Below are 26,589 nucleotides of genomic sequence, written 5' to 3' on the forward strand. Positions count from 1 at the left end.
GCCGCCTATTGCCATACAGTGGCACTTGAGTTTTACTGGATGACATCAGCATCCGCATGAGAACCGGGAGAGCACCCATGGCCGAGTCGTCCACCCGCACCGTGGAACGAGCCCTCGACCTGCTCGCCGTGATCTGCGACGCCGACGGGCTCACGCTCTCGGAGAGCTCACGCGCCGTCGCCCTCGCACCGAGCACCGCCCTGCGCCTGCTGCGCACGCTCGAGACCCGCGGCTTCGTGCACAAGACCGACGACGGCGCCTACCTGCCGGGCAGCCGCATCATCCAGCTCGGCGCGCAGTCGCTCAGCAGCGAGTCGCTGGTCACCCTCTCCCGCCCGGCCATGGAGCGGCTCGTCGCCGAGACCGGCGAGTCCGTCTACCTCAGCGTCGAGGGCCACGACGCCACCGGGCTCTACATCGCCATCGTTGAGGGCACCCACTCGGTGCGGCACTCGAGCTGGGTCGGCCGCACCGTGCCGCTCGAACGCTCCGCGGCCGGGCAGGTGCTCACCGGGCACACCCCGGAGACCGGCTACGTGGTCGTCGAACGCGGCGTCGAAACGGATGTCACGGCCCTGGCCGCGCCGATCCGTTCGGAAGCCAGAACAATCGCCGCCCTGAGCCTGGTCATCCCGAGCTACCGGGTGGAGCCCGCGGACATCCGTCGCTACGGCCCGCTGCTGGCCCAGGCTGCCGGGCACGTGTCCGCCGGTCTCAGCCGCGCCGTCCCCAACCTCCCCATGGACTGATCGACCCCGAACCCCCGAACCCTCAAGGAGACAGTGATGTCCGAATCCCGCCCCGTGCGCGCCGCCCGCGGCACCGAGTTGACCGCGAAAAGCTGGCAGACCGAGGGCCCGCTGCGGATGCTGATGAACAATCTCGACCCTGACGTGGCCGAGCACCCGGAGAACCTGGTGGTCTACGGCGGCACGGGCAAGGCCGCCCGCAACTGGGAAGCCTACGACGCCATCGTGCGTACACTCACCACGCTGGAAAAGGACGAAACGCTGCTGGTGCAGTCCGGCAAGCCGGTCGGCGTGTTCCGCACGCACGAGTGGGCGCCGCGGGTGCTGATCGCCAACTCCAACCTGGTCGGCGATTGGGCGACCTGGCCGGAGTTCCGCCGCCTCGAGGCCCTCGGCCTGACAATGTACGGCCAGATGACGGCCGGTTCGTGGATCTACATCGGCACTCAGGGTATCCTGCAGGGCACCTATGAGACCTTTGCCGCCGTGGCCGCGAAGATCGCCGCCCGTGAGGGCGGGCCTCACACACACAGTGGCGGCACCCTGGCCGGCACGCTCACCCTCACCGGCGGGGCCGGCGGCATGGGCGGCGCGCAACCGCTGGCCGTGACCATGAACGGCGGCGCCGTGCTGATCGTCGACGTGGACGAGTCCCGGCTGCTGCGTCGGGTCGAGCATGGCTATCTCGACGAACTGGCACCCACCCTGGACGACGCCGTCGCCCGGGTGCTCGCGGCGAAGAACGAGAAGCGCGCCCTCTCGGTGGGCGTGGTCGGCAACGCGGCGACCGTGTTCGCCGAGCTGCTGGAGCGGCGGGTGCCGATCGACATCGTCACCGACCAGACCAGCGCGCACGACCCGCTGGCCTACCTGCCAGAGGGCGTGACTGCGGAGGAGTGGCATGACTACGCGGCCGCGAAGCCCGAGGAATTCACCGAGCGCGCCCGGGCATCCATGGCGAAGCAGGTCACCGCGATGGTGGGCTTCCAGGATGCCGGTGCCGAGGTCTTCGACTACGGCAACTCGATCCGGGCGGAGGCGGAGCTCGGCGGCTGCGCGCGGGCGTTCGACTTTCCCGGGTTCGTGCCCGCCTACATCCGCCCGCTGTTCGCCGAGGGCAAAGGCCCGTTCCGCTGGGTGGCGCTCTCGGGCGACCCGGCCGACATCGCGGCCACCGACCGGGCCATCGTGGAGCTGTTCCCCGAGGACGAGCACCTGCGCCGCTGGATCACGAAGGCGCAGGACACCGTGCACTTCGAGGGTCTGCCGGCCCGGATCTGCTGGCTCGGCTACCAGGAACGGCACCGGGCCGGCCTGAAGTTCAACGAGATGGTGGCGTCGGGCGAGCTGAGCGCGCCGATCGTGATCGGCCGCGACCACCTCGACTCCGGCTCGGTGGCCTCGCCCTACCGGGAGACCGAGGCCATGCTGGACGGGTCGGATGCGATCGCCGACTGGCCGCTGCTGAACGCGCTGCTGAACACGGCATCGGGTGCCACCTGGGTGTCGATCCACCACGGCGGCGGCGTCGGGATCGGCCGCAGCATCCACGCCGGCCAGGTGATCGTGGCCGACGGCACCCCCCTGGCCGCCGAGAAGATCGCCCGCGTGCTCACCAACGACCCCGGCACTGGCGTGATGCGGCACGTCGACGCCGGGTATCAGCGGGCCGAAGAGGTGGCCCGGGAGCGCGGCCTGCGCGTGCCGATGTGGGAGTCGGAGTGAGCGGGGTGTGCGCATGAGCGAGCTCGCCCACGGGATGCTCGCCGGACTCGCCGAGATCGCCGACACCGGGCGGGACTCCCGCCGCGGCGGCTACTCCCGGCACCTCTGGCAGGGTGCCGACCTCGAGCTGCGGGCCTGGTTCGCCCTGCGCGCCGAGCGCCTCGGGCTCAGCGTCGAGACCGACCGTAACGGCAACCTCTGGGCCTGGTGGGGAGAGCCGGGGCCGGATGCCGTGGTTACGGGCAGCCACCTGGATTCCGTTCCCGGCGGCGGCGCCTACGACGGCCCCCTCGGCGTAGTCAGTGCGCTCGAGGCCGTGGCGCGGCTGCGGGCATCCGGGTTCACGCCGTCCCGCCCCTGCGCTGTGCTCGTCTGCGCCGAGGAGGAGGGCTCCCGATTCGGGATCGCCTGCCTGGGCTCCCGGCTACTGACCGGCGGTATCGACGCCGACCGGGCCCGCGCGCTCATCGACGCCGACGGGATCACCCTGGCCCAGGCGGCCCGCCGCGCCGGGCTCGACCCTGCGCACCTCGGCGCCGACCGGGACGCTTTGGCCCGCATCGGCCTCTTCATCGAGCTGCACGTGGAGCAGGGCCGCGGTCTGATCGACCTCGGCCGGCCCGTGGCGGTGGCGTCGTCGATCCTCGCGCACGGGCGCTGGCGCCTCACCGTGACCGGCCAGGGCAACCACGCCGGCGCCACCCCGATGGAAGACCGTCGCGACCCGCTCGTGGCCGCTGCCCGCGCGATCGTCGCCGTGCAGGATGCCACCGGGGGACACCCCGGCGCGCGCGCCACGGTCGGCCGCCTGGAGGTGGTGCCGGGCGGGACCAACGTGATCGCGTCATCCGTGCACGCCTGGCTCGACGCCCGCGCGCCCACCGACGCCGAGACCCGCGATCTGGTCGCCGCAATCGCGGCGGCCGTCGGCGAGGCCGCCCAGGTGAACGGATGCTCCGTGGCCGTCACCGAGGAGTCCTGGACCGGAACGGTGACGTTCGACCCCGAGCTCGTGGGACGATTCCGGTCGGTGCTCGGCGCTGACGCCCTCGTTCCGGCCCTGCCGACGGGTGCCGGGCACGATGCCGGCGTGCTCGCAGCGAGCGTGCCGAGCGCCATGCTCTTCGTGCGCAATCCCACCGGCGTCTCGCACTCCCCCGAAGAATTCGCCGAGGTGGGCGACTGCGTCGCCGGGATCGACGCCCTCGAGACCCTGCTGCGGAGCCTGCTGTGAGCGCGCGCGGGGTCGGGGCTGGGGTCGGGACTGGGGCTGGGGCTGGGGCTGGGGCTGGACAGTCGGGGCCACCGGTGGCCGCCTACTGGTGCGAGCTGGCGCTGGTCGACGGGGCTGCCCTGCCCGGCGTGCGGCTGGAGGTGGGCACGGACGGGCGCCTTCAGGCCGTCACACCGCGCTCCGAGCCGCGGCCCGGCGACGTGCGGCTCGGCACCGTGCTGCCGGGGCTGGCGAACGCGCACTCGCACGCCTTCCACCGGGCGTTGCGGGGCCGCACCCACGACGCCGGCGGCGACTTCTGGCAGTGGCGGGAGGCCATGTACCAGGTGGCCGCCGGCCTCGACCCCAAGCGGTACTTCCTGCTGGCACGGGCCGTGTTCGCCGAGATGCTGGCCTCCGGTTTCACGGCAGTCGGCGAGTTCCACTATCTGCATCACCGGCCGGGCGGCTCCCGCTACCCCGCCGAACACGCCATGGAACTGGCGTTGGCGGCCGCGGCACGGGAGGTGGGCATCCGGCTGGTGCTGCTTGACACGCTCTACCTCGACGGCGGAATCGGAATGCCACTCACCCCCGCGCAGCGCGCCTTCGGCGACGGATCGGCCGCCGCCTGGCTGGCCCGGTGGCACTCGCTGCGCGAGGCGCTCGGCCGTGCTGCCACGGCAGATGACGGCGACGGCGACGGCTCCCAGACTGACCGCCAGGCCGATAGCCAGGCCGACGCCCGGTCAGGCACCCAGGCCAGCACGGATACCCGCGTCACCCTGGGCGCGGCGATCCATTCGGTGCGGGCGGTGTCCCCGACCGCGATCCGGGAGGCGCTCGCCGGGCTGCCCGATGCCGTTCCACTGCACATCCACCTGTCGGAGCAGCCTCAGGAGAACGCGGACTGCCGGGCCGCCTACGGCCGGACCCCAACCGAGGTGCTGGCCGGGATCGGGGCGCTCGCTCCGCGGCTGAGCGTCGTGCACGCCACGCACCTCACCGACGAGGATGTGGCGCTGATCGGGACATCCGAGGCCTCGGTTGTGATGTGCCCGACCACGGAAGCCGACCTCGGCGACGGGATCGGGCCGGCCCTGGCGTTGCAGCGGGCCGGCGCCCGGATAGCCCTCGGCTCGGACCAGAACGCCGTCATCGACCCGCTGCTCGAGATGCGCGGCCTGGAGGCCGGCGAGCGTCTGGTATCGGGCCGGCGCGGCCGGTTCACGCCCGCCGAACTGCTCGTGGCCGCTTCGGACCACGGCTATGCCGCGCTCGGACTCGGCCGGCAGCGCCTCATCCCCGGTGACCTGTGCGACCTCGTGGAGGTGGCGAGCGACAGCATCCGCACAGCCGGGTCGCTGCCGGAGCAGCTGCCGCTGACCGCGACGGCCGCCGACGTGCGCCGGGTGATCGTGGGCGGACGCGTCGTCGCCGACTCCGGGGTGCTGGTGGGTGGCGCGGGCGGGCCTGACGGGCGGGCGTCGGGCACGCTGCGACCCGAGATCCTGCTGCGCGACGCCCTCGCCGCGCTCGACGGCACCGCCGCGCTCGCGTCAGGAGAACGACCGTGACCCCCGAACCGACCGAGCTGATCACCGGTATCCGGGAACTGACCACGCAGGCGGACGGCGCCCCGCGCCTCGCCGATGCTGCCCTCGTGATCGAGGGCGGCCGCATCGCGTGGATCGGCGCGGCGTCCGCGGCACCGGCGGCCGATGTCCGCACGGATGCCGGCGGCCGGGCCGCTCTGCCCGGCTGGGTCGACAGCCACACCCACCTGGTGTTCGCAGGCGACCGGGCCACGGAATTCGAGGCCCGGATGGGCGGTCAGCCCTACGCGGCGGGAGGAATCCTGACCACCGTGGCTGCCACTCGCGCCGCGACCGAGGCGCAGCTCACGGCCGCGGCGGCCCGGCTGCGGCGCGAGGCGGAGGCGCAGGGCACCACGTTCCTCGAGAGCAAGACCGGCTACGGCCTCGACCTGGCGAGCGAGGCGCGGTCGGCTCGGGTGGCGGCATCCGTCGCTGATGTCGTCACATTCCTCGGCGCGCATATCGTGCCGCCGGGCATCGACCGGCGCGACTACCTGGACCTGGTCACCGGACCGATGCTCGCCGTGGTGGCTCCGCACGCACAGTTCGTCGACGTGTTCTGCGAGGTCGGGGCGTTCGATGTGGCGGAGAGCCGGGAGGTGCTACTGGCCGGCCGTGCCGCCGGCCTCGGCCTGCGCCTGCACGGCAACCAGCTGGGATTCAGCGGCGGGGTGCGCCTCGCGGTGGAGCTCGGCGCGGCGAGTGTCGACCACTGCAACCACCTCGAGCCGGCGGACCTCGACGCCCTCGCCGCCTCAGCCACCGTGGCCACCCTGCTGCCGGCCTGCGACCTCTCCACCCGGCAGCCGTTCCCGCCGGCCCGGCGGCTGCTCGATGCCGGCGCGAGCATCGCCCTGGCCACCAACTGCAATCCGGGCAGCTCCTACACGACGTCGATGGCGTTCTGCGTGGCCACCGCGGTGCTGCAAATGGGTCTGACGATCGAGGAGGCGGTGTGGGCGGCGACCCGCGGCGGAGCCCGGGCTCTCGGCCGCGACACGGGAACGGACGCGGTCGGAGCCCTGCGCGTGGGCGGGCGGGCCGACCTGCAGGTGCTTGACGCGCCATCCGTCGCTCATCTCGCCTACCGCCCCGGCGTGCCGCTGACCTGGGCGGTCTGGCGGCAGGGTGTGCGGACCGGCCGCCGCGGCCCATCACCGCTCCCGGCCTGACCGAGGGATTTGCGCCTCGCGCCCTCACTGTCCCCTCTCCCTTGCCGCCCCCTTCCAGCCCACCCCACCCCGTCGTGCATGACTCCTGCACATTGCTCAATCACTTATCGGGCACCCCCGGAATTCCGCGGATGTCCGGCGCGGTCTCGAAAAATCCCAGGAGTTATGCACCCGAGGCACCGAAGAGCACCTCCCGGGCCAAGTCGCGCCGTCACCGACCAGCCAGCCAGCCGACGTCCGGGCAGGAGCCCGCCCGCCCGCGGCTAACTCAGGAGAATGGCCGGCTTCGTCACTGCACCCTCTGCATTTCCGCGGCACCGCCACCCGATCGGCAGCCGACTCGCCGGATCTCCTGAGTTAGCCACACGCAGGAGGAGTCGAAGCAGCGGCGCGGCCCGGGTGGAGTCCTCGAACGGCTTTATAATGACCGGCATGGACGTTTATACCTGGCTCAACCTGGCGCTCGTGCTGCTGTTCGTGCTCATCGGCGGCGTGTTCGCAGCGACCGAGTTGGCGTTGGTGTCCCTGCGCGAGAGCCAGCTGCACGCGCTGGAACGCGAAAGCACGCGTGGCAAAACGGTCGCCCACCTGGCCCGGGACCCGAACCGGTTTCTGGCGGCCGTGCAGATCGGCGTCACCGTCGCCGGGTTCCTGTCCGCCGCCTACGGTGCCTCCACGCTGGCGCCCGACCTCGCCCCGCTGCTGGTGGTACTCGGGCTGTCGAAAGGGGCCGCGGACACGCTTGCCCTGGTCGGTCTGACGCTCCTCGTCGCCTACCTCTCCCTGGTGTTGGGGGAACTCGTGCCGAAGCGATTCGCACTGCAGAAGGCCAGCAGCTTCGCGCTCGCGCTCGCGCCGCCACTCCAGGTCTTCGCGACCCTGATGCGCCCCGTGATCTGGCTGCTGTCCGTCTCGACGAACGCCGTTGTGCGGCTCCTGGGCGGAGACCCGCACGCCCGGAGCGAGCTCGTGTCTGATGAGGAATTGCGCGACCTCGTCGCCGCACACGAGGGCCTCGAGGTCGAGGAACGGCACATCCTGAGTGAAGTGCTCGACGCCACCAACAGGCTGGTCAAGGAGGTGATGCGCCATCGCGGAGACGTCGACTTCCTGGTCGGCACGCAGACGATTCCCGCCGCCCTGGAGGAGATCCGGTCGCTGCCGCACTCGCGCTATCCGGTGATCGGCCGCTCAATCGACGAGGTGCTGGGCTTCGTACACGTGCGCGATCTCCTGGACCCCGACGCCCACCCCGGCGCGACGACCGTAGCCGAGGTGGTGCGGGCCATCGTCTTCCTTCCCGGCACCAATCGCATCCTGCCGGCCATGACCCAGCTGCGCCGTGCCGGCGTGCACATCGCGATCGTCGTCGACGAATACGGCGGCACCGACGGTATCGTGACTCTCGAGGATCTCGTTGAGGAGCTCGTGGGTGAGATCCACGACGAGTACGACCTGCCTGTGCCCGAGGGACACTCCGACGAGAACGGCCAGGCCCGGCTGGCGGATGGCGGCCTGAATATCGAAGACTTCACGGATGCCACAGGAGTCGAACTCGAGGACGGCCCCTATGAGACCGCGGCCGGCTTCGTGACCTACCGGCTCGGACGCATGCCCCAGGTGGGTGACACCGTCTCGGCCGGGGACTACCAGTTGCGGGTCGCCGCTCTCGACGGGCTGCGCGTCAGCGTCATCGAGGTCGGTGCCGGCTGAGCGAGGACTCCGCGTGACCACTGCGCCTGGCCACACCGCCTGATCACGCCACGGGGCCGCTTCCCTTCAGGAAAGAGCAGCGCGCCGGCTTTCCAGCCGCAGTTCGAGTTCGCTCATCACCAGGGCGGCAAGGTCGGTGAGGGTTCGGAGCTCGGGCGTGGTGATGGCGCGCGGTCGGAAGTCGATAACGCACAGGGTGCCGAGGTTGTAACCGTTCCGGGTCGTCAGGGGCACTCCGGCATAAAACTGCAGGCCGAATTCCTCGGCCACGAGTGGGTTTGCGAGCGCGCGCGGGTCGGTGCGGGCATCCTCTACCACCCAGGGTCCCTCGGACATGATGGCTGAGGCACAGAGGCCCGGATCGCGGGGGATCTCCTCGAGGTCGAGGCCGTGATGCGATTTGAACCAGATACGGTCGGTGTCGACGATACTGACGATCGCGATCGGCACATCGTACAACCGGGCGGCGAGCGCGGCAATCCGGTCGAAGGCGCCGTCGGCGGGAGTGTCGAGAATGTCGAGGCGCGCGACCTCGTGCAGCCGTGCGGATTCGTCGCTGACGAGGTTGTGATCCACGGCACTACGATGGCGGCCGGTTTCCGCGATAACAGCTTGGTGCAGAGCGAGCACCACCTCCGCGGTCGGCGGGCGCTGCTCCGGCTTGCGGGCCAGCATGGTCGACAGAAGGTGCCGCCACTCCGGGGCGAGTGCCTGCGGGATGGCAGGGTCGCGCTGGAGTCTGGCTAGGGCCGACGGGATCGGCTCCCCGGGGAACGCCGTCTCACCGGTGAAGCATTCCAGGAGCACGAGCCCCAACGCATAGATGTCGCTCGCCGGTCCGAGGTTCTCTCCTCGGGCCTGCTCCGGACTGAGATAGGCGGCCGTGCCCGTCGTCATCCCCTGGGTGGTCACCCGCGCGCTGTCCGGGAACAGGGCGATGCCGAAATCGGTCAGCCGCGCGCGCGCTCGGGAATCCGAGCTGTATTCCGCGAGGAGGATGTTCGCCGGTTTGATATCACGGTGGATGACGCCGCGCCCGTGGATGTAGTCGAGCCCCTCCGCCAGGTCGTAACCGATCTGGGCGATGTGCCGCGTCGACATCGGATCCCGGTCGAGTCGCTGACGCAGGTTGACGCCGTCCACGAGCTCCATCACAAGGAAGATCTGCGGGTGGTCCGCCTCGGTCCGGTCCACACCGACGTCGAACAGGGTGACAATGCTGTGGTGGTTCAGGCTTGCCAGCACGTTGATCTCGGCTTGCTGGCGCTGAATATTGGGCACGTCGGTGGCGCGAAGTTCGAAGATCTTGATCGCCACGTCCCGACCCAGACGCTCGTCGGTGGCCCGGTAGACCGAGGCCATTCCGCCGCGGCCGATCAGGTCCTTAACCCGGTAGCGTGCGTCCAGGAACTTCGGAAATTGCGTGGTCATCAGACCCCCCTTTGGAAATGAGTCTAGGTCAGCTTCGCGGGGGATGTTACACATCTTTGGCCCGCGCCCGTGTCCCTGGGCGACAACGCCCAGGGAGTGTGAAACTGGGGCTATGACGGTGATGCGGGGTCGAGGGCGGTCAATGGCAGTTGGACTGGGGTGCGCGGCGGCGTTGCTGCTGGCCGGATGCGCGGGGCCGGGTTCACCCCCGACAGGCGGTGTCTCGTCGCCCGGTTCGACCCCGACGGCAACTTCGACCCCGACCTCCCCAGCCACGCTGTCCTCGACGCCCGCTCCCGCCGATTCGGCCTCCGCCGGCACCTGCGGCCCGAACCAACTGTCGCTGTCGCTGCAGTCGCGGCCTCAGGACAGCGGCATGGGCAACTTCTACTGGGACCTGCGTCTCACGAACATCGGCTCGGCGGCGTGCACGGTCGAGGGCTACCCGGTGACGACTCTGGTCGGCACGGCCCCGAATGTGCCGGTCGGATCCGTTTCCGACACCGAGCCGGGACGCTGGTACCCGGTGGCGGTCCTCGCGTTGGCGCCCGGGACATCCGCGTACAGCCTGCTGCACCTCGGCCAAGCCGGCGCGTACGACTGTCCCCTCGTGCCGGTCGGCGCCCTCGACGTGACGCTGCCCGGCTGGGACACCGCGAGCCGGGTGGCCACGCCGAACCCGATCGAGGGCTGTGACGACGACAGCACCGTGCTCGTGCGCACCGGCCCGCTGGCCCCGGCCCCGGTCAGCTTCTAGAGCCGGGCCGGCTTCGGCCGCACGGTGGCCAACTCAGGAGATCCGGGCGAGGCCGCGGCATCCGTTGCCTGATCCCGGGGGCAGGGGCTTCAGCCGGCACCGGTTTTCCTGAGGTAGCCGCAGCGTTGCGTGCATAACCCCGGCGGATGCGCGCAGCTCGGCCCGGCGGATGCGCGCCGCTCGGCCCGGCGCTCCCGGCCGCCCTCGACCAGGAAGTACAGCACGGGCAGCACCACCAGGGTCAGCACGGTCGAGGAGACCAGCCCGCCGATGACAACGAGGGCCAGCGGCTGCGAGATGAAACCGCCCGTTCCGGTGAGGCCGACCGCCATCGGCAGCAGCGCGAATATCGTGGCGAGCGCGGTCATCAGGATCGGGCGCAGACGACGGGACGCACCGTTGACCAGCGCCTCCCGCACCGACTGCCCGCGACGCCGGTACTGGTTGACCAGGTCGATCAGCACGATGGCGTTGGTCACGACGATGCCGATCAGCATCAGCACGCCGATCAGCGAGGGCACACCCAGCGGGATGCCGGTGATCACCTGCAGGGCGATCGCGCCGGTCGCCGCGAACGGCACCGACACCAGCAGCAGCAGTGGCTGCAGCAGCGACCGGAAGGTCGCCACCATCACGATGTAGACGATCAGGATGGCGATCAGCAGCGCGAGCCCGAGCTGCGCGAACGCCTCGGTCTGGTCGGCGGTTACCCCGCCGAGCGTCGCCGTCGCGCCCTCCGGCAAAGCGGTGTCGGCCAGGGCTGCCGTCATCTGCGCGTTGGCCGCACCCAGGTCGTCGATGCTGGGGGTGGCGGACACGGTCGCCGTGCGCAGCCCCTTCGTCGTGGTGAGGGTGGACGGACCCTCGACCTGCTCGACCGTGGCCAGGGTGTCCAGGGCAACCGGTCCGGCCAGGGTCGGGATACTCAGGGCCGCGAGCTCGGCCGTCGTCGTCGGCGGCGCCTCGGACTGCAGGTAGACCGACAGGGTCGTCTCGTCGATCACGATGGATCCGATCACGCTCGGCTGCATGGCCTGCGACACCAGTGCGCCCAGGGCGAGCTCGCTCAGGCCCACGGCACCCGCGGCATCCCGGTCGACGGTCACCGCGATGTAGGGGCGTGAGGCCGCCAGATTGCTTGAGCTCTCCTTGATCGCGTCGAGGTCCTCCACGGCGGCGAGCACCGCGTCGGTGGCCCTCTGCAGGTCGGCGTTCGTGGCCGCGGTCACATCCACGGCGATATCGGATGTCCCGCCGAACCCTCCGCCGGACGAGATCGAGAATTCTCCGCTTCCGTTCAGGGCCGTGAGCTGGTCTCGCACGACATCCTGAACCTCGTCGGGGTTGGCCTCCCCGTCGGTGGTGATCGAGTAGGTCACGGTGTTTGACGACACGCCGCCGCCGAATGCGGCCAGGGCGTTGCCGCCGCCGATGGAGACCTGCACGATTTCGACGCCGTCGGTGCCGCGAAGGGACTTCTCGGCTGCCGTGGAGGCGTCGTCCTGAGCTGCGAGGCTGGTGCCCACCGGCAGTGTCTGGGTGACGCGGAAGGTGGTCTGCCCGGTCGAGCCGAGGAAGTTGATCTTCATATAGGGAACCAGGGCCACTGTGCCGCCCAGCACGAGCACTGCGACCAGGAGTGTCGCGACGGCGTGGTTCAGGGTCCAGCGGATGACCGGGAGGTAGCCGATCTGAAGGCGGCTCGGGCGCTCCTCGGGTGGGGCGTCCGCGCTGCCGTTGTGGCGGGTGCGGCGCGAGGTGGCGGGCTCGACGCTGACGGTGGGCGAGCCTGTCGAGATCGGCGAGGCGGTCGAGACCTCCGCAGTAAGGGCCAGGGGCGTTTCGACGGGCTCAACCACCGGGGCGGGCGCGACCGCCCTGGCCGGCCGCAGGAACCAGAATGCGAGCACGGGCACGATGGTCAGAGAAACCAGCAGCGACGCGAGCAGGGCGATCGAGACGGTTAGCGCGAACGGCCGGAACAGTTCCCCGGTCGAGCCGCCGACGAACGCGATCGGCAGGAACACGGTGACGGTGGTGATGGTGGATGCCGTGATCGCCCCGGCCACCTCGCGCACCGCGCGCACGATGGTCGCGGCGCGGTCGGCGCCCTCGACCAGGTTGCGGGTGATGTTCTCGATCACCACGATGGAGTCGTCTACGACGCGCCCGATCGCGATGGTGAGGGCGCCGAGGGTGAGGATGTTCAGCGAATAGCCCACGCCCTGCAGGCCGATGAAGGTGATCAGCACCGAGGTCGGGATCGAGATCGCCGTGACCAGGGTCGCCCGCACCGAGAGCAGGAACACGAGGATCACGAGAACGGCGAAGATCAGTCCGAGCAAGCCCTCTTCGGTGAGCGCGTCGATCGATTCCTGGATGAACGGCGCCTGGTCGAAGACGACCGTGAAGGTCGCGCCGGGGACCGCCGCCTCCAGCCGGGGCAGGATCGCGCGCACGGCCTCGGACACGTCGACCGTGTTCGCTGCGGGCACCTTGGTGACCGCGATGGTCAGTGCCGGCCGGCCGTCGACACGGGAGATGCTCGCGACCGGGTTCTCGCCGAGGGAGACGTTGGCGACGTCGCCGATGGTGGTCAGACCCGCGCCGGGCACCGGGGCGAGGATCGGAAGCGCCGCGATGTCCTCGGCCTCACCGAGCTTCGATCCTGTCTGCACCGAGAGGGTGGTGTCGTCTTCGGTCAGCGAACCGGCCGGGATCAGCGACCCGTTCTGCTCCAGCGCACTGCGGATGCCCTGGCTGGTCAGGCCGCGTTCGGCCAGCTTCGCGGCATCCGGCGTGATGGTCACGCGGCGGCCGACGTCGCCGACCACGGCTGCCTCGCGCACGCCCTGCACATCACGGATGTCGCCCAGTACGCTGCGCTTGAGGTCGTCGGCGAGGGTGTCGCGGTCGCCGCCGGACACGGCGAGGGAGAGCACCGGGAAGTCGTCGATGCTGCCAGAGAGCACCTGCGGGTCGAGGTTCTCCGGCATGGTCGACTTGATGCGGTTGATGGCCTGACTGATGCGCGATTCGGCCTTGACCAGGTCGGTGCCGTAGGTGAACGTGGCGCTGACCAGCGACGCGTCGGTGCTGCTGGTCGTCGAGGTGGATTCGAGCCCGGGGATGCCCTGGATCGCCGTCTCGATCGGCGTCGACACGTCGTCGTTGACGACCTCGGGCGAGGCGCCCGGGTAACTCGTCGAGACCACCAGTTGCGGCAGCTGCAGGGAAGGGATCAGCTCCTGCTTGAGGCTGGTCAGGGCGAGGCTGCCGAAAACGGCGACGACGATGGTGATCAGCGCGATCAGCGCCCGGTTCTTCATGCTCAAGACAGCGAGAAAATGCACCCGTTCAGTATCTCATTGCAGGGTGTGCAGACTTCCCTGCCCGGGGCATCCGTCGGGCCGAGGCAGACGGAGGGGCGTACCCTCGGCCGCAAGACGCACCATCAACCCGAACGACAAGGAGCAATTATGACTGTGGCACGCGTAACAACACTCAGCATCCGGTCCGACAGATCCTTCGAGGATGCCGTCGCCGTCGGCATCGCCCGGGCGAGCAAGACCCTGCGCGGGGTCTCCGGCGCCTGGGTCAAGGAGCAGAAGGTGGAGGTGACAGACGGTGAGATCACCTCGTACGACGTCGTGATCGAAGTCACCTTCGTTCTCGACGACTAGGCACGGGCTGCAGACGAGGGACCGTCCCGACAGGTCGCCGGCGGCGTGGAAGGCGGCATCCGCGCCGCCGGGCCGGGTCGGCCTGGCAACTTGATAACGGGCCGATAGTGCAATTGGATGGACTTCCATGACCCGTCGCCTCGCCCAGCTCCTCATCGGCCTCTTCCTCTACGGCTTGGGGATCGCGCTGATTGTGCGCGGCGAGATCGGCGTGGCCCCGTGGGACGTACTCACCCAGGGCATCTCCGGCCTCACCGGCCTCGGTTTTGGGTTGGTCACCATCCTGATCAGCGGCGTCGTCCTGCTGCTCTGGATCCCGCTGCGCCAGAAGCCGGGCGTGGGAACCGTGCTGAACGCCCTGCTCGTCGGGCCAGCGGCGGATGTCGGCCTCTGGCTGATCCCGACGGGGCAGGATTTGTGGGTGCGCATCCTGCTGTTCGCGGCCGGGCTTCTGGTGCTGGCGATCGCCACCGGCCTCTATATCGGCGCGCATTTCGGCCCCGGCCCGCGCGACGGGCTGATGACGGGCCTGCACCAGCGCACCGGCTGGCGCATCTGGATCGTGCGCACGGGCATCGAGGTGACCGTGCTCAGCATCGGCTGGGCGCTCGGCGGCAACGTGGGCATCGGCACGGTTCTCTTCGCCGTGCTCGTCGGCCCGCTCTGCCACTGGACGATCCCGTTCTTCGCGATCACCCTGCCCCAGAACGACGACGCCCGGCTCGAGGAGACCCTCGAGGGTTCCGTGCCGCCCTCCGAGCCCTCCCTCGACAGCCCCGCGAACTGACTCCGGCGCCGAATCGGGCTTCCACCCGCCAATACATTGTTGAACAATCTGCGGAAGTGGTGCATCCTTAACCAAACTTCCACGGACGGAGACCCGGATGTCCAGCATCGATTCAGACAGCATCGATCTAAACAGTGATGTCGGGGAATCCTTCGGCAACTGGTCCTTCGGCGACGACGCCGCGATCATCTCCTCCGTCTCCAGCGTGAACGTGGCCTGCGCCTTCCACGCCGGGGATCCGAGCACGATCCGCGCCACCTGCACGGCCGCCGCCGCAGCCGGCGTGACGGTCGGCGCGCACCCGGGCTACCGGGACCTGGCCGGCTTCGGCCGCCGGTTCATCGACATGGAGCCCGGTCACCTCACCGACGAGGTGATTTACCAGATCGGCGCGCTGCAGGCCCTGGCCGCGGTCGCCGGAACCCGGGTCAGCTACGTCAAACCGCACGGTGCCCTCTACAACACCATCGCGCACGACGAGGTGCAGGCGCAGGCCGTCGTCGACGCGATCCGCGCCGTCGACCCGAGCCTGCCCGTGATGGTGCTGCCCGATTCCGAGATCCAGCGCCTCGCCGACCGGGCCGGGCTCCGCACAGTCGTGGAGGCCTTCGCCGACCGTGCCTATAACCCGGACGGCTCCCTGGTGTCCCGATCGCGGCCCGGCGCCGTGCTGCTCGACCCTGCCGCCGTCACCGAGCAGGTGCTCCGCCTGGCCGGCGACCGCCAGGTGCGTGCCGTCGACGGCAGCCTCCTCACGGTGACGGCCGAAAGCATCTGCCTGCACGGCGACACCCCCGGCGCCGTCGCGCTGGCCGGTGCGGTGCGCTCCGCGCTGCAGGATGCCGGCATCCCCATTCGAAGCTTCGTCTAGCCCCGTGGCCGGTCCCGTTCGCATCATTCGAGCCGTCGGCGACCGCGCCGTGCTGGTCGAACTGGCCGGCCTGGCCGACGTGCTCGACCTGCAGGCACACCTGCAGCGGCATCCGCTGGCCGGGCAGCTCGACGTGCTCGCCGCCGCGGAAACCGTGCTGATCACCGGCGTCTCCGCCTCCGCCGCACGGGGATTCGCCAACGCCCTGCGGCAGCTGCAGGTTCTGCCGGCCGCCCCCGCAGACGCCGCGCTCGTGCAGATCGACACCGTCTACGACGGGGAAGACCTCGCCGACGTCGCCGCGCACACCGGCCTCAGCATCGAGGGCGTCATCGCCGCGCACACCGGCCAGGACTGGACCGCCGCGTTCGGCGGCTTCGTCCCCGGTTTCCTCTACCTCACCGGCGCGAGCGCCGTGCTGACCGTGCCCCGGCGCAGCTCGCCGCGCAGCTCGGTGCCCACCGGCTCCGTGGCCGTGGCCGGCGACTACTCCGCCGTCTACCCCCGCACCTCCCCCGGCGGCTGGCAGCTGCTCGGCCGCACGGACGCCCGGCTCTGGGACCTGAAGCGTTCGCAGCCGGCCCTGATCCGCCCGGGTGACCGGGTGCGGTTCCGCGCGGTGCGCGAGCAGGTCGCCGCCGCGGGGGTCCTCGTACCGGAGACCGCAGTCGCGGTTGGGACTCCACCAGCGGCGGCCACTCCCGATGTCGCGGCAACCGCGGTCCCCACCCCCGCCACCGGCATCCGCGTGCTCTCCCCCGGCGCGCAGACGACCGTGCAGGACCTCGGCCGCCCCGGCTACGCCGACCAGGGCGTGACCGCGTCCGGTGCACTCGACCGTGGCGCCCTGCGGCGCGCCAACCGGGTCGTTGGAAATCCGGCCACGGCCGCCGTGCTCGAGAACGCCCTCGGCGGCCTGTCCCTGACCGCGCTGGCAGACCAGGTGCTCGCCGTCACCGGTGCAGTTCTCCCGCTCACGGTGACGGATGCCGTCGGCCGCCACCGCGAGCTGCCGATGAATTCCGCCGTCTCCCTCCTCGCCGGGCAGACCCTGTCGCTCGGAGCCCCCCGCTCGGGCGTGCGCAGCTACCTGGCCTTCCGCGGCGGCATCGACGTGGACCCGGTGCTCGGCAGCCGGTCCACCGACACCCTCAGCGGCATCGGTCCGGCCCCGCTGACCTCGGGAACCGTGCTCCGGATGCTGCCGCCCGCCCCCGGCAGCGCCGTGCACCACCCCGAGACCCCGCCGCCGGCCCCAGCCGAGGTCACCGTGCTGCGCTTCGTGCCGGGACCCCGCGCGGACTGGTTCGAGCCGGCATCCGTCGACCGGTTCGGCGACGCGGAGTGGACCGTCACCCATCAGTCGAACCGGATCGGCCTGCGGCTGGCCGGTGAGCCGCTCGCCCGGTCGCGGCCGGGCGAGCTGGCCAGCGAGGGTACGGCCCGCGGGGCCATCCAGGTGCCGCCGTCGGGCCTGCCGGTTTTGTTCCTCGCGGACCACCCGGTCACCGGCGGCTACCCGGTGATCGGCGTCGTGCTCGCCGAGGACCTCGACCTCGCGGCACAGTTGCCGACGGGGGCGCGCATCCGTTTCACGCCCGTGCCTGCCGAGCCCGTCCCCGCCTCCCCCTGATGCCCGCCCTCACGCGCTACGCGGGTGCTGCGCCGCTGCGCTGCCGGCACGCCACGCGCGGAGCGGCGCAGCCCCCCGCGCGTGCCGCAAACACCCCCCGAACTCACACGCCCCGACCGAGAGCTGAACCATGCAGAAAGTCCTGATCGCCAACCGCGGTGAGATCGCCGTGCGCATCGCCCGCGCCTGCGACGATGCCGGCCTCGACTCCGTGGCCGTCTACGCGGACGTCGACGCCGACGGCCTGCACGTCTCGGCCGCCACGGAGGCCTGGGCACTCGGCGGCGACAGCCCGGCCGACAGCTACCTCAACATGGCCAAGCTGCTCCGCATCGCCCGGGACTCCGGCGCCGACGCCGTGCACCCGGGCTACGGCTTCCTTTCGGAGAACGCCGACTTTGCTCAGGCCGTGATCGACGCGGGACTGCTCTGGATCGGTCCGACGCCCGCCGCGATCCGGGTGCTGGGCAACAAAGTCTCCGCCCGTGAGATCGCCATCCGGGTGGGAGCTCCCCTGGTCGCCGGGTCCGAGGGCACCGTGGAGACCGCCGCCGAGGTGCGCGCCTTCGCCCTGGAGCACGGCTTGCCGGTGGCCATCAAGGCGGCGTTCGGCGGCGGCGGCCGCGGCCTCAAGGTCGTCTGGGACATGGATGCGATCGAGGAGTCCTTCGATTCGGCCGTGCGCGAGTCGACGGCCGCCTTCGGCCGCGGCGAGTGCTTCGTCGAGAGGTTCCTGCACAAGCCCCGCCACGTGGAGGCGCAGATCCTCGCCGACACCCACGGCAACGTGATCGTCGTGGGCACCCGCGACTGCTCGCTGCAGCGCCGCAACCAGAAGCTCGTCGAAGAGGCGCCAGCGCCCTTCCTCACCCCTGCGCAGAACAGCCAGATCTATTCCTCGGCCAAGGCCATCTGCCGGGCCGCCGGCTACACCGGCGCGGGCACCGTGGAGTACCTGCTCGCGCAGGACGGCACCATCTCGTTCCTCGAGGTGAACACCCGGCTGCAGGTCGAGCATCCGATCACCGAGGAGACCAGCGGCATCGATCTGGTACTGGCGCAACTGCAGATCGCATCCGGCGGGACCGTTCCCATCTTCACCGACCCCGAACCGCGCGGGCACTCGTTCGAGTTCCGCATCAACGCCGAAGACGTGGGGCGCGGGTTCCTGCCGTGCCCCGGGACCGTGGCGACCTTTACCGTGCCGGCCGGGCCGGGCATCCGGGTCGATTCCGGGGTCAGGGCTGGCGGCATCGTACCGGACCGGTTCGACTCCCTGCTCGCCAAGCTGATCGTCACCGGCGCCGACCGGCAGCAGGCCCTGCGCCGCGCCCGCCGAGCACTGGCCGAGTTCGAGATCACCGGCCTGCCCACCGTTCTGCCGTTCCACCGTGCCGTGGTCACTTCGACGGCATTCACCGCGCCCGACCACCTCGGCGTGCACACCGGCTGGATCCAGGCCGACTTCGCCGAAGAACTGCCCAGCGACCCCCAGTTCAATCCCGTGCCGCCGGAGGCCGCCCGGCACACCATCAGCATCGAGGTCGACGGGCGACGGATGGCGCTCGGCCTACCTGCCGCCCTGCTCGACAGTCTCCTTCGCGGGCTGGGCGGCGCAGTCGGTTCGGCCGCTACGGGAAACGGAGCGGGGAGCGGTGCGGCCGCTGTCACCACTGCCTACGGGCTCCCCACCGGGGGCGACTCGGCCCCCGCCGCAGACCAGGACACCCTCCGGGCCAGCATGGGCGGCTCGGTCGTGAAGTGGATGGCCCCATCCGGAGCGTTCGTGGCCGCAGGCGACCCGGTGCTCGTACTCGAGGCCATGAAGATGGAGTCGATCGTGGTGGCGCACCGCAGCGGAACCCTGCGGGACCCGCTGGTGCAGCCCGGCGACACGGTGGCGGTGGACAGCGCGGTCGCCTCGATCGGGGACTGAGCACATCCGTCACCCGGTTCCAACGGCCCGCCGGAACACCCCGCCCGTCCTCGGGCCGCCGCTCCGACCGGGCGGTATCGTGGGCACCATGACCCTCGCCGAGACCCTCGCCGACCTGCGTCACCGCACCGCGTCGGCGCGTCACGCCGAGACCGGCCAGTGGGTGTCGGGGATGCTGCGCGAGCGGATCGCGGCCGGCCACCTGCCGCCCGGCACAAAGCTCCCCGAGGAGTCGCTCTGCGACGCGCTCGGCGTCTCACGCAACACCCTCCGCGAGGCCTTCGCGACGCTCAGCGCCGAACGGGTGGTCACCCGCATCCCGAACAGGGGCGTCTTCGTCGCCCGGCCCACGGCAGACGACATCCGGGAGATCTACCGGGTGCGGCGCTTCCTCGAGCCGGGTGCCCTGGCATTCACACCGGCCGAGGAGCTCACCCCGGCGAGGCTGGACGGACTGCGTCAGGCCGTGGCGAGCGCGCGGAAGGCCCGCGAGGCCGGTTCGGTCCCCGGCATGGCCGGTGCCAACCAGGAGTTCCACGCCGGCGTCGTGGCCCTGGCCGGCAGCGACCGCCTCGATTTGCTGATGGCGCAGGTGCTCGCCGAGATGCGCCTGGTCTTCCATTCGATGGGCGAGGAGGCCACCTTCCACGCGCCCTACGTCGACGACAACGCCCGCATCGTCGAGCTGCTGGCGGCCGGCCGGTCGACGGATGCCGCGGCACTGCTCACCGGCTACCTGCAGCGCGCCGAGGCCCAGCTTTTGTCGATCGTGGCCGAGCCCGTCCGCTAGCCGGCGGTATCCGGCATGGCTGCCCGGCCCCGCTCCCCTCAGCTGCCTACATGCGTCTGTGCTGCACCCCCGCGCTGCACCCCCGCGCTGCGCTGGTTTGTGGCTAACTCAGGAGATCCCGCCGGGCTGCGCACCAAAGCCGCGGACCAGTGCGGTGGCCAGCACCAGCCGGCGACCACGCAAACAAAACTCCTGAGTTAGCCACAGAGGCGGACGATGAAGCAGGCAGCGGGGGTAGATGTCGGCGACGGAGAAAGGCGGCGCCGGGGCGCCGGACAGCGGCGGGAAACGGGGGCGCCGGGACGGCGGCGCGCGGCGGGCCATGCAGGGTGGGGGTCAGGGACATCCGTCAGCCCCAAAGCGTCGCGAGTCCGCCGAGGGACTGATAGCCGAGGAACAGCGTCAGCAGCCAGGCCAGCACGCCGATGCCCAGCAGCCACTTCGGGTAGACGTAGCCGCCGAGCAGGTCGCGGCGGCGCCAGGCCACCCAGAGGATGACAGCGAAACCGAACGGGAGGATCAGCCCGTTGACCGCGCCGGCCATGATCAGAAGCGTGGCCGGGGCCTGGCCGAGCAGCGTGTAGACCAGCGTTGACACGGCGATGAAGACGACGGTGGCGATGCTGCGGGTGCGGGGCGAGGTTTGTGAAGTGGTCACAAACGAGATCGAGGTGTACGCCGCTCCGATCACCGAGGTGATGGCCGCGGCCCAGAGCACGATGCCGAAAAGTTTGAACCCGATCTCGCCGGCCGCGGCCTGGAAGGCCTCCGCCGGCTGATTGTCGCTGGTCAGGGCCACGCCCCCGGCGACCACGCCGAGGATGGCAAGGAACAGGAGCACCCGGATCACGCCGGTGATGATGATGCCCAGCACCGAACTGCGGGTGATCTCGGTGATGTGGGCCCGTCCGGTCACGCCGGCGTCAATCATCCGGTGCGCGCCGGCGTAGGTGATGTAGCCGCCGATCGTGCCGCCGATCAGAGTGGTGATGATGAGGACGTCGATGTCGTCGGGCAGCACCGCGTTCTCGACCGCGAGGCCGAGGGGCGGATTCGACACGATCGCCACGTAGGCGATCAGCAGGATCATCACGGCCCCGAGCACGACGACGATCTTGTCCAGTGCGAGCCCGGCCCGTTTGCTGAGGAAGATCGCGATCGCGACGGCCGCCGAGAGGATGCCGCCGAGCTTGGCGTCCAGGCCGAAGAGCACGTTGACACCCAGGCCGGAACCCGCGATGTTGCCGATGTTGAACACAAGCCCGCCGAGGCAGATCAGCGCGGCCAGGAACCAGCCGGCGCCGGGCAGCACGGTGTTGGCCAGTTCCTGCGCTCGCTTACCGCTGACGCCGATCACCCGCCAGACGTTGAGCTGCACCGCGATGTCGACCAGTATCGAGACCAGGATGGCGAAGGCGAAGGCCGCGCCGAGCTGCACCGTGAAGCTTGTGGTCTGCACGATGAAGCCGGGTCCGACGGCGCTGGTCGCCATCAGGAACATGGCGCCGAGGAGCGCACTGCGCTGCGCCCGTCGCGGGCCGCGCAGCTTCGTCTTCACGCCGGCGGTTTTCGCTCGAATCTTGGCGCGGACGACGTTGAAAACCATGGGGCGCTCACTTCTCGGAAGGTCAGCACCGGCGGTCACTGATGTCGAGCCAGCCTACATATTGTTCAACAATGAAGACAACCATGAGGCCCACATGGACTCCCCCCAGCCGGCGGGGTGCGGCGGGGCAGGGACGGCGATGGGGCCGAGGCAGGGTTCGGACGGGATCGCCGGGCGCGCGGACTACCCGCAGAAATCGGCGATCGTGCGGGTCAGAATCTCGGTGAGAGCGTCGACGGATGCCGCGTCCGCCCACTCCGCGTCGGCGTGCGCTCCGCCACCGTCCACGCCCACGACCAGGCAAGGGATGCCGGCCTCGTGCAGCAGCCCGGCGTCGGTCCAGAACGGCTCGCCGCGGACAGCCGGCCGGCGTCCGAGCACCTCTGTCGCCCGTTCGGTCACCAGACGCACGATCGGCCACTCCGGATCGGCCTCGAACGCCGCACGCGCCACGAGCCGGGTCAGCCGGAAGCGGAACCCGACGACGACGACGGCGAGCCGCTCCAGCAGCGCCCGGAGCTCGGCCTCGACCCGGTCGGGGCTCTGGCCGGGCAGCATGCGCCGCTCGATCGTGAGCGTGCAGGCGGCGGCGACGGTGGCGGCATCCGAACCCCCGGCGATGGTCGACACGCGCACGGTACCGTGGCCGAGCAGCGGATGCGCCGGCGCCGCCTCGATGTCGGCCCGAAGCTCATCGAGGGCGCGCAGCACCAGCCCGGCGTGCACGATGGCGTCGATGCCGCGCTCCGGCTGGGATCCGTGGGCGGCCAGCCCGGTGAGTTCCACCTCGAACCAGGCGAAACCACGATGGGCGAGCGTGAGGCACAGCTCGCTCGGCTCGGCGACGATCGCCGCGTCAGCTCGGAAGCTGCGCAGTACCTCCATGGTGCCGAGGCTGCCGAACTCCTCGTCCGCCACGAGGGTGACGATGACGTCTCCGGCGAGAACGGATTCCCCGGCCGGCCCGGCCGCATAGGCCCCGGTTCCCCTGACTCCCGTCGCGCGCGCCGCCGCGACCAGGATCGCCGCGACGCCGCCCTTCATATCGAAGGCTCCCCGGCCGATGACGCGCCCGTCCCGGAGCTCGCCCGCGAACGGATCCCCGGCGAAACCGCCGACGCCGACGGTGTCGAGGTGCCCGTTGAGCATCAGGGAGCGTCCTCCCCCGGTGCCGCGCCGGATGCCGACGATCGTAGGCCGCCCAGGATGCTCCTCGAGGCGGTGCACCTCGAACCCGCGTGCGGTGAGCCAGTCTGCACACCAGGCTGCGATCATCCGTTCGCCTACCGCCTGCGGCACCAGGTCGGAGTTGACGGAATCAATGCCGATGAGCCTCTGCAGCACGTCCACCGGTTTGCTTTCTGCATTCACACCCTCAACCTAGCGGCGCCGCAGACCGCGAAAGCGAATGCAACGTCGGTTTCAGGGCGGCACAGCGACGATTCACCCGCTCTCGCGGCCGGGCAGCCGGCGAGGCAGCCGGCGACAGCTCCCGCACGCACTCCTCGAGCGAATACGACGGGAGATTTTGTCCGAAACGCCCCTTCAACATCTGGGAGACCTTCATTGCTCCCAAAACCCCGTCGAATTGGTTCAACACCGGGCCTCGATGCCCGGTCGCGAGGCGAGACGAACCGGCCGTTCCCCGCACGGGTTGGGTACCATATCTCATGGGCGATGGCGCGGCAGGGTCAGCGAAACGGGCAGCGGGCACGAGTGGGAGCACGGGCAGCCCAGTCACAGGCGGCACGCGCGGCGGCACGAGCGCCGGCGCCGGACCGGCAACGTCGAGCGCACGGATTCGCCCGCGCGCCTCCTGGGGACTTGTCCCCGCCACGCTGCTCTCCGCCTCCGCCGTGCTGTTGTTCGGGGCGCGCGAGCCGCTGCCCGGCTACGCGCTACTCGCCGCGGCCATCGGGCTCGCCTTCGCCATCGACCGTGCCCTGTTCAAGGATCTGCTCCTGATCACGATCGGACTGCTGATCATCAGCACCATCTCGGTCGAGGCCGACATCAGCTACCCGAATATGGCGCTGATGGGGACCGTGCTGACCGTCGCCGTGCTCGTGCCCTACCTGCTCTCCCGCTACGCGTTCGGCGACCACGCGATCCGGTTCCCGATCCGCACCGGCCAGCGCTGGACCTCTCTGGAACGCTGGTATCTGCCGCTTGTGCTGCTGCTCGGCTACCTGATTCTGCCGACCTATTTCATCCGTTCCGGCGCCTACCAGAACTGGCCGGCCGTGACCGCCCCCGACGAGATCGCCCGCCTGTTCGTGGGCGTCGGCTTCGTCGGCATCTGGGACGAACTTTTCTTCATCTGCACGGCGTTCGCCCTGCTCAGGCGTCATTTCCCCGACTGGCAGGCCAATCTCCTGCAGGCCGTGATCTTCACCTCGTTCCTGTGGGAACTGGGCTATCAGAGCTGGGGGCCGCTGATGACGTTCCCCTTCGCGCTGTTGCAGGGCTACACCTTCGCGCTCACCAAATCACTGACCTACGTGGTGATCGTGCACCTGCTCTTCGACGCGGTCGTCTTCCTCGTGATCGTGCATGCCCACACCCGCGACTGGCTGCCGATCTTCCTGTACTGAGGCTCAGGCGGCGAGCCGGTCGACGGATGCCCCGGCCGCCGGACCTCGCCCCCTTGCAAGTTCGGCGCGGGCCGCCAATGCTGAGGGCATGTGGGCAGAAGGCGTCTGGGTGACACCGCTTCTGGTGGCGGCCGGCTGGGTCCTGGTGGGACTTGCGTCGGCGTTCGTGATGATCCGCCGCGGCCACGATGCCCCGATCTGGGTGGTTCTCGGTCTGGCTGCCGGCCCCTTCGCCATCGCGCTGGCCGGGCTGGCCGTCTACCTCGAGCGGGAGGAATTGGCCGAGGCGGCCGTGATTCCCGGGGAATCCCTCGAGGGAGACGTGCGAGTGCTCGTCTGCATCGACGGTTCCGAGGCCGCGGACCACGCCGCCGTCACGGTCGTGCTCCTCCTCGGGGCGAGGCTGCAGACCGTGACGCTGCTGACGGTCCTCGACTACGACGTCGCGCTCGACGTTTCCCCCGACAGGCTTGACCGCATCGCCGCCGGCATCCAGTCCGCCGCCGTCGGCCAGCTGGCCGACCTTGCGGTGCACCCGTTCAGCACCCGGGCCACCGGGGGCGCCGCCGATCAGATCCTGCGTCGGGCGGGCTCCGGCGCCTATGACCTCTTCGCCCTCGGCTCCCACCGGCAGCGCCGCTCGCGTTTCCTTGGCAGCGTGGCCCGGGAGATCGCCAACAAAGCCCCGATCCCGCTGCTGACTGTGCGAGCCGCCCCGGTCGAATCGATCGAATCGGCCGAGCGCGCCGCCCGCCTCGGCCCGACCATCGAGCCGGAGAGTTAATCGCCCTACCGGAAAGCCGGTCCGGAAGGCTGAACCGAGAGCTGAAACCCGGCTGAGAGTTCGCGCCGGCGCTTGTCAGCTCGCCACTCGCGATATATCGTGAGTCTCAACAAACGCGATATATCGTGAACAGGTGGTGAGCATCCGCTGCGCGGACGCCGCCCCGAAAAGGAGAATTCCATGGCTTTGGAAAAATGGCTGGTCAGCCCCGGGCAGACCACGGTGATCGACATCGAGGTCGTTCGGGCGCTCAAGGTGGGCATGATCGGCGGCAAGATCGACGTGATCGGCCACGACGAGCCGGGCACTCGCATCGAGGTGCACAGCGTGACCGGCAAGGACCTCAAGATCTCGGTCGACGGAGACACTCTCGAGATCGACCACCCGCAGTTGCGCTGGGACAACTTCATCGAGGTCTTCGCATCGTTCCGCGGCACCGCGAAGGCAGACGTCAGTATCCTGGTCCCCCGCGACGTGGCCCTGAAGCTCGGCGTGATCTCGGCCGAGGCCCTGATCTCGGGCCTCACGAACGGCGCCCGGCTGAGCACGGTGTCGGGCGACATCGTGGTTGACGGCGTCACCGGGAACCTGGAGCTCAACGCCGTGAACGGCGAGCTGTCGGTGCGCGGCCTCGAGGGCAGCATCGTCGCCCACACGGTCTCCGGCGATTGCACGGCGAGCGGGGCCATCCGTCGCTTCAGTCTCGACGGGGTTAACAGCGAGGTGTTCCTCGACATCGAGGGCACGCCCGATTCCATCAACACGAACACGATCAGCGGCAGCCTCACCGTGCGCCTCGGCGCCGATGTGGCGACGCGCTACCGGCTGAACACCGTCTCGGGCACGCTGCAGCTGGACGACCAGACGATTCGCGGCACCTTTGGAAAGGGCTTCGAGTCCAGCACCGGCACACTCCAGGGCAGCTGGCTCGAGCTGCAGGCCAACTCGGTGTCGGGCGACATCACGGTGGTGCGTCGCAGCACCGAGGCTGCGCCCGCGGGCCCGGCCGGCGAACGAGCAAACACCGAACCGGGCGACGCCCGCGCCAACGGGGAGGTCTGAGAATGACCCCCGTCTTCGCCCACGGCAGCCTTCGCCTCTACCTGCTCAGCCTGCTCGCCGATCAGCCGAGGCACGGCTACGAACTGATCCAGGCGCTCAGCGACCGCTTCGGCGGAACGTACATCCCGAGCGCGGGCACGATCTACCCGCGCCTGGCCAAGCTTGAAGAGGAAGGACTCGTGACCAAATCGACGGATGGCCGCAAGACCGTCTACGAGATCACCGACGCCGGCCGCGCCGAACTCCAGGCCCGTCAGGGTGACCTGCACGACCTCGAGACCGAGGTCGCCGACTCCGTACGGCGACTGGCCGATGACGTGCGGTCGGGAGTCAGCGCGGCGATGCGCAGTCTGCGCCTCGACCTGGCCTCCGCCAAGCGCCAGGCGGGGGATGCCCGCAGCGCACGCAAGGCGGGCACCACCGCGGGCACCGCCGCCGGTCATGCCGCGCGCACCGCGGCCGGGGCCGCCGCCGGCGCGGCAGCC

At 70.3% G+C, this 26,589-nt stretch carries 21 protein-coding genes; 17 read left to right on the plus strand and 4 right to left on the minus strand.

Going from position 1 to position 26,589, the window contains the following annotated elements; genetic code table 11:
- Positions 1-77 precede the first annotated feature (77 nt).
- From E3O62_RS04165 to E3O62_RS04190, 6 genes are all read left to right on the plus strand, one after another.
- Complete coding sequence (locus E3O62_RS04165) at positions 78-749, plus strand: IclR family transcriptional regulator (protein ID WP_134394030.1); 672 nt, start codon at positions 78-80, stop codon at positions 747-749.
- Positions 750-785: 36 nt separating this feature from the next.
- Positions 786-2,474: a urocanate hydratase gene (gene hutU, locus E3O62_RS04170; RefSeq protein ID WP_134394031.1), complete on the plus strand. Its 1,689-nt coding sequence runs from the start codon at positions 786-788 to the stop codon at positions 2,472-2,474.
- 13 nt (positions 2,475-2,487) lie between these two features.
- Positions 2,488-3,708, plus strand: coding sequence for an allantoate amidohydrolase (locus E3O62_RS04175; RefSeq protein ID WP_206750870.1), 1,221 nt, complete (start codon positions 2,488-2,490; stop codon positions 3,706-3,708).
- 74 nt (positions 3,709-3,782) lie between these two features.
- Positions 3,783-5,264 carry an amidohydrolase family protein gene (locus E3O62_RS04180; RefSeq protein ID WP_134397640.1) on the plus strand — a complete coding sequence of 494 codons (1,482 nt, stop codon included), beginning with the start codon at positions 3,783-3,785 and terminating at the stop codon, positions 5,262-5,264.
- Positions 5,261-6,457, plus strand: a complete 1,197-nt coding sequence (hutI, locus tag E3O62_RS04185) for an imidazolonepropionase (protein WP_134397641.1) — start codon at positions 5,261-5,263, stop codon at positions 6,455-6,457. The genes E3O62_RS04180 and hutI overlap by 4 nt, the downstream gene beginning before the upstream one ends.
- A 432-nt stretch (positions 6,458-6,889) precedes the next feature.
- On the plus strand, positions 6,890-8,170 hold the full coding sequence (locus E3O62_RS04190) for a hemolysin family protein (RefSeq protein WP_134397642.1): 1,281 nt from the start codon (positions 6,890-6,892) through the stop codon (positions 8,168-8,170).
- A gap of 66 nt (positions 8,171-8,236) precedes the next feature.
- Here E3O62_RS04190 and E3O62_RS04195 read toward each other — a convergent pair whose 3' ends face one another.
- Positions 8,237-9,601: a protein kinase gene (locus E3O62_RS04195; RefSeq protein ID WP_134394035.1), complete on the minus strand. Its 1,365-nt coding sequence runs from the start codon at positions 9,599-9,601 to the stop codon at positions 8,237-8,239.
- A gap of 142 nt (positions 9,602-9,743) precedes the next feature.
- Here E3O62_RS04195 and E3O62_RS17300 point away from each other — a divergent pair, with 142 nt between their 5' ends.
- Positions 9,744-10,358, plus strand: coding sequence for a DUF4232 domain-containing protein (locus E3O62_RS17300; protein WP_134397643.1), 615 nt, complete (start codon positions 9,744-9,746; stop codon positions 10,356-10,358).
- Positions 10,359-10,447: 89 nt separating this feature from the next.
- On the opposite strand, the gene E3O62_RS04205 is transcribed toward E3O62_RS17300, so the two are convergent.
- Complete coding sequence (locus E3O62_RS04205) at positions 10,448-13,711, minus strand: efflux RND transporter permease subunit (protein WP_134397644.1); 3,264 nt, start codon at positions 13,709-13,711, stop codon at positions 10,448-10,450.
- 126 nt (positions 13,712-13,837) lie between these two features.
- Between E3O62_RS04205 and E3O62_RS04210 the strand changes: the two genes are divergently transcribed.
- The 6 genes from E3O62_RS04210 (at position 13,838) to E3O62_RS04235 (ending at position 20,058) form a co-directional block, all read left to right on the plus strand.
- Positions 13,838-14,041 (plus strand): dodecin family protein, encoded by a 204-nt coding sequence (locus tag E3O62_RS04210; protein ID WP_134394038.1) that lies wholly within the window; start codon positions 13,838-13,840, stop codon positions 14,039-14,041.
- 127 nt (positions 14,042-14,168) lie between these two features.
- The gene (locus E3O62_RS04215) at positions 14,169-14,828 is read left to right on the plus strand and encodes a YitT family protein (RefSeq protein WP_198410569.1); all 660 of its coding nucleotides are present in this window, start codon (positions 14,169-14,171) and stop codon (positions 14,826-14,828) included.
- Positions 14,829-14,925: 97 nt separating this feature from the next.
- Entirely contained in the window at positions 14,926-15,699 is a 774-nt protein-coding gene (locus E3O62_RS04220; protein WP_134397645.1) for a LamB/YcsF family protein, read from the plus strand.
- A 4-nt stretch (positions 15,700-15,703) separates the two neighbouring features.
- On the plus strand, positions 15,704-17,332 hold the full coding sequence (locus tag E3O62_RS04225) for a 5-oxoprolinase/urea amidolyase family protein (RefSeq protein WP_370448882.1): 1,629 nt from the start codon (positions 15,704-15,706) through the stop codon (positions 17,330-17,332).
- A 130-nt stretch (positions 17,333-17,462) separates the two neighbouring features.
- On the plus strand, positions 17,463-19,268 hold the full coding sequence (locus tag E3O62_RS04230; protein WP_134397647.1) for a biotin carboxylase N-terminal domain-containing protein: 1,806 nt from the start codon (positions 17,463-17,465) through the stop codon (positions 19,266-19,268).
- An 88-nt stretch (positions 19,269-19,356) separates the two neighbouring features.
- Positions 19,357-20,058 (plus strand): GntR family transcriptional regulator, encoded by a 702-nt coding sequence (locus E3O62_RS04235; protein WP_134397648.1) that lies wholly within the window; start codon positions 19,357-19,359, stop codon positions 20,056-20,058.
- Between the two features lie 349 nt (positions 20,059-20,407).
- Here E3O62_RS04235 and E3O62_RS04240 read toward each other — a convergent pair whose 3' ends face one another.
- Both E3O62_RS04240 and E3O62_RS04245 read right to left on the minus strand, forming a co-directional pair.
- Positions 20,408-21,664, minus strand: a complete 1,257-nt coding sequence (locus E3O62_RS04240) for an NRAMP family divalent metal transporter (RefSeq protein WP_241973310.1) — start codon at positions 21,662-21,664, stop codon at positions 20,408-20,410.
- 183 nt (positions 21,665-21,847) lie between these two features.
- Positions 21,848-23,035 carry a M20/M25/M40 family metallo-hydrolase gene (locus tag E3O62_RS04245; protein ID WP_241973311.1) on the minus strand — a complete coding sequence of 396 codons (1,188 nt, stop codon included), beginning with the start codon at positions 23,033-23,035 and terminating at the stop codon, positions 21,848-21,850.
- Between the two features lie 299 nt (positions 23,036-23,334).
- Between E3O62_RS04245 and E3O62_RS04250 the strand changes: the two genes are divergently transcribed.
- The 4 genes from E3O62_RS04250 to E3O62_RS04265 all read left to right on the plus strand — a co-directional run.
- Entirely contained in the window at positions 23,335-24,258 is a 924-nt protein-coding gene (locus tag E3O62_RS04250; RefSeq protein WP_134397649.1) for a CPBP family intramembrane glutamic endopeptidase, read from the plus strand.
- A gap of 109 nt (positions 24,259-24,367) precedes the next feature.
- A complete protein-coding gene (locus tag E3O62_RS04255) occupies positions 24,368-25,042 on the plus strand; it encodes a universal stress protein (RefSeq protein WP_166784563.1) in 675 nt (224 codons plus the stop codon).
- A 180-nt stretch (positions 25,043-25,222) separates the two neighbouring features.
- Positions 25,223-26,104, plus strand: a complete 882-nt coding sequence (locus E3O62_RS04260; protein WP_166784564.1) for a DUF4097 family beta strand repeat-containing protein — start codon at positions 25,223-25,225, stop codon at positions 26,102-26,104.
- A gap of 2 nt (positions 26,105-26,106) precedes the next feature.
- Positions 26,107-26,589, plus strand: a 483-nt coding sequence (locus tag E3O62_RS04265; protein WP_134397077.1) for a PadR family transcriptional regulator, incomplete at its 3' end; no start/stop codon positions are given.

This window comes from Cryobacterium sp. TMT2-15-1, from assembly GCF_004402345.1.
GTDB lineage: Bacteria > Actinomycetota > Actinomycetes > Actinomycetales > Microbacteriaceae > Cryobacterium > Cryobacterium sandaracinum.

Coding starts and splice junctions, on each gene's coding strand:
- E3O62_RS04165 (WP_134394030.1), top strand. CDS start 78: ATGGCCGAGTCGTCCACCCGCACCGTGGAACGAGCCCTCGACCTGCTC.
- hutU (WP_134394031.1), top strand. CDS start 786: ATGTCCGAATCCCGCCCCGTGCGCGCCGCCCGCGGCACCGAGTTGACC.
- E3O62_RS04175 (WP_206750870.1), top strand. CDS start 2,488: ATGAGCGAGCTCGCCCACGGGATGCTCGCCGGACTCGCCGAGATCGCC.
- E3O62_RS04190 (WP_134397642.1), top strand. CDS start 6,890: ATGGACGTTTATACCTGGCTCAACCTGGCGCTCGTGCTGCTGTTCGTG.
- E3O62_RS04195 (WP_134394035.1), bottom strand. CDS start 9,601: ATGACCACGCAATTTCCGAAGTTCCTGGACGCACGCTACCGGGTTAAG.
- E3O62_RS17300 (WP_134397643.1), top strand. CDS start 9,744: ATGGCAGTTGGACTGGGGTGCGCGGCGGCGTTGCTGCTGGCCGGATGC.
- E3O62_RS04210 (WP_134394038.1), top strand. CDS start 13,838: ATGACTGTGGCACGCGTAACAACACTCAGCATCCGGTCCGACAGATCC.
- E3O62_RS04215 (WP_198410569.1), top strand. CDS start 14,169: ATGACCCGTCGCCTCGCCCAGCTCCTCATCGGCCTCTTCCTCTACGGC.
- E3O62_RS04220 (WP_134397645.1), top strand. CDS start 14,926: ATGTCCAGCATCGATTCAGACAGCATCGATCTAAACAGTGATGTCGGG.
- E3O62_RS04230 (WP_134397647.1), top strand. CDS start 17,463: ATGCAGAAAGTCCTGATCGCCAACCGCGGTGAGATCGCCGTGCGCATC.
- E3O62_RS04235 (WP_134397648.1), top strand. CDS start 19,357: ATGACCCTCGCCGAGACCCTCGCCGACCTGCGTCACCGCACCGCGTCG.
- E3O62_RS04240 (WP_241973310.1), bottom strand. CDS start 21,664: ATGGTTTTCAACGTCGTCCGCGCCAAGATTCGAGCGAAAACCGCCGGC.
- E3O62_RS04250 (WP_134397649.1), top strand. CDS start 23,335: ATGGGCGATGGCGCGGCAGGGTCAGCGAAACGGGCAGCGGGCACGAGT.
- E3O62_RS04260 (WP_166784564.1), top strand. CDS start 25,223: ATGGCTTTGGAAAAATGGCTGGTCAGCCCCGGGCAGACCACGGTGATC.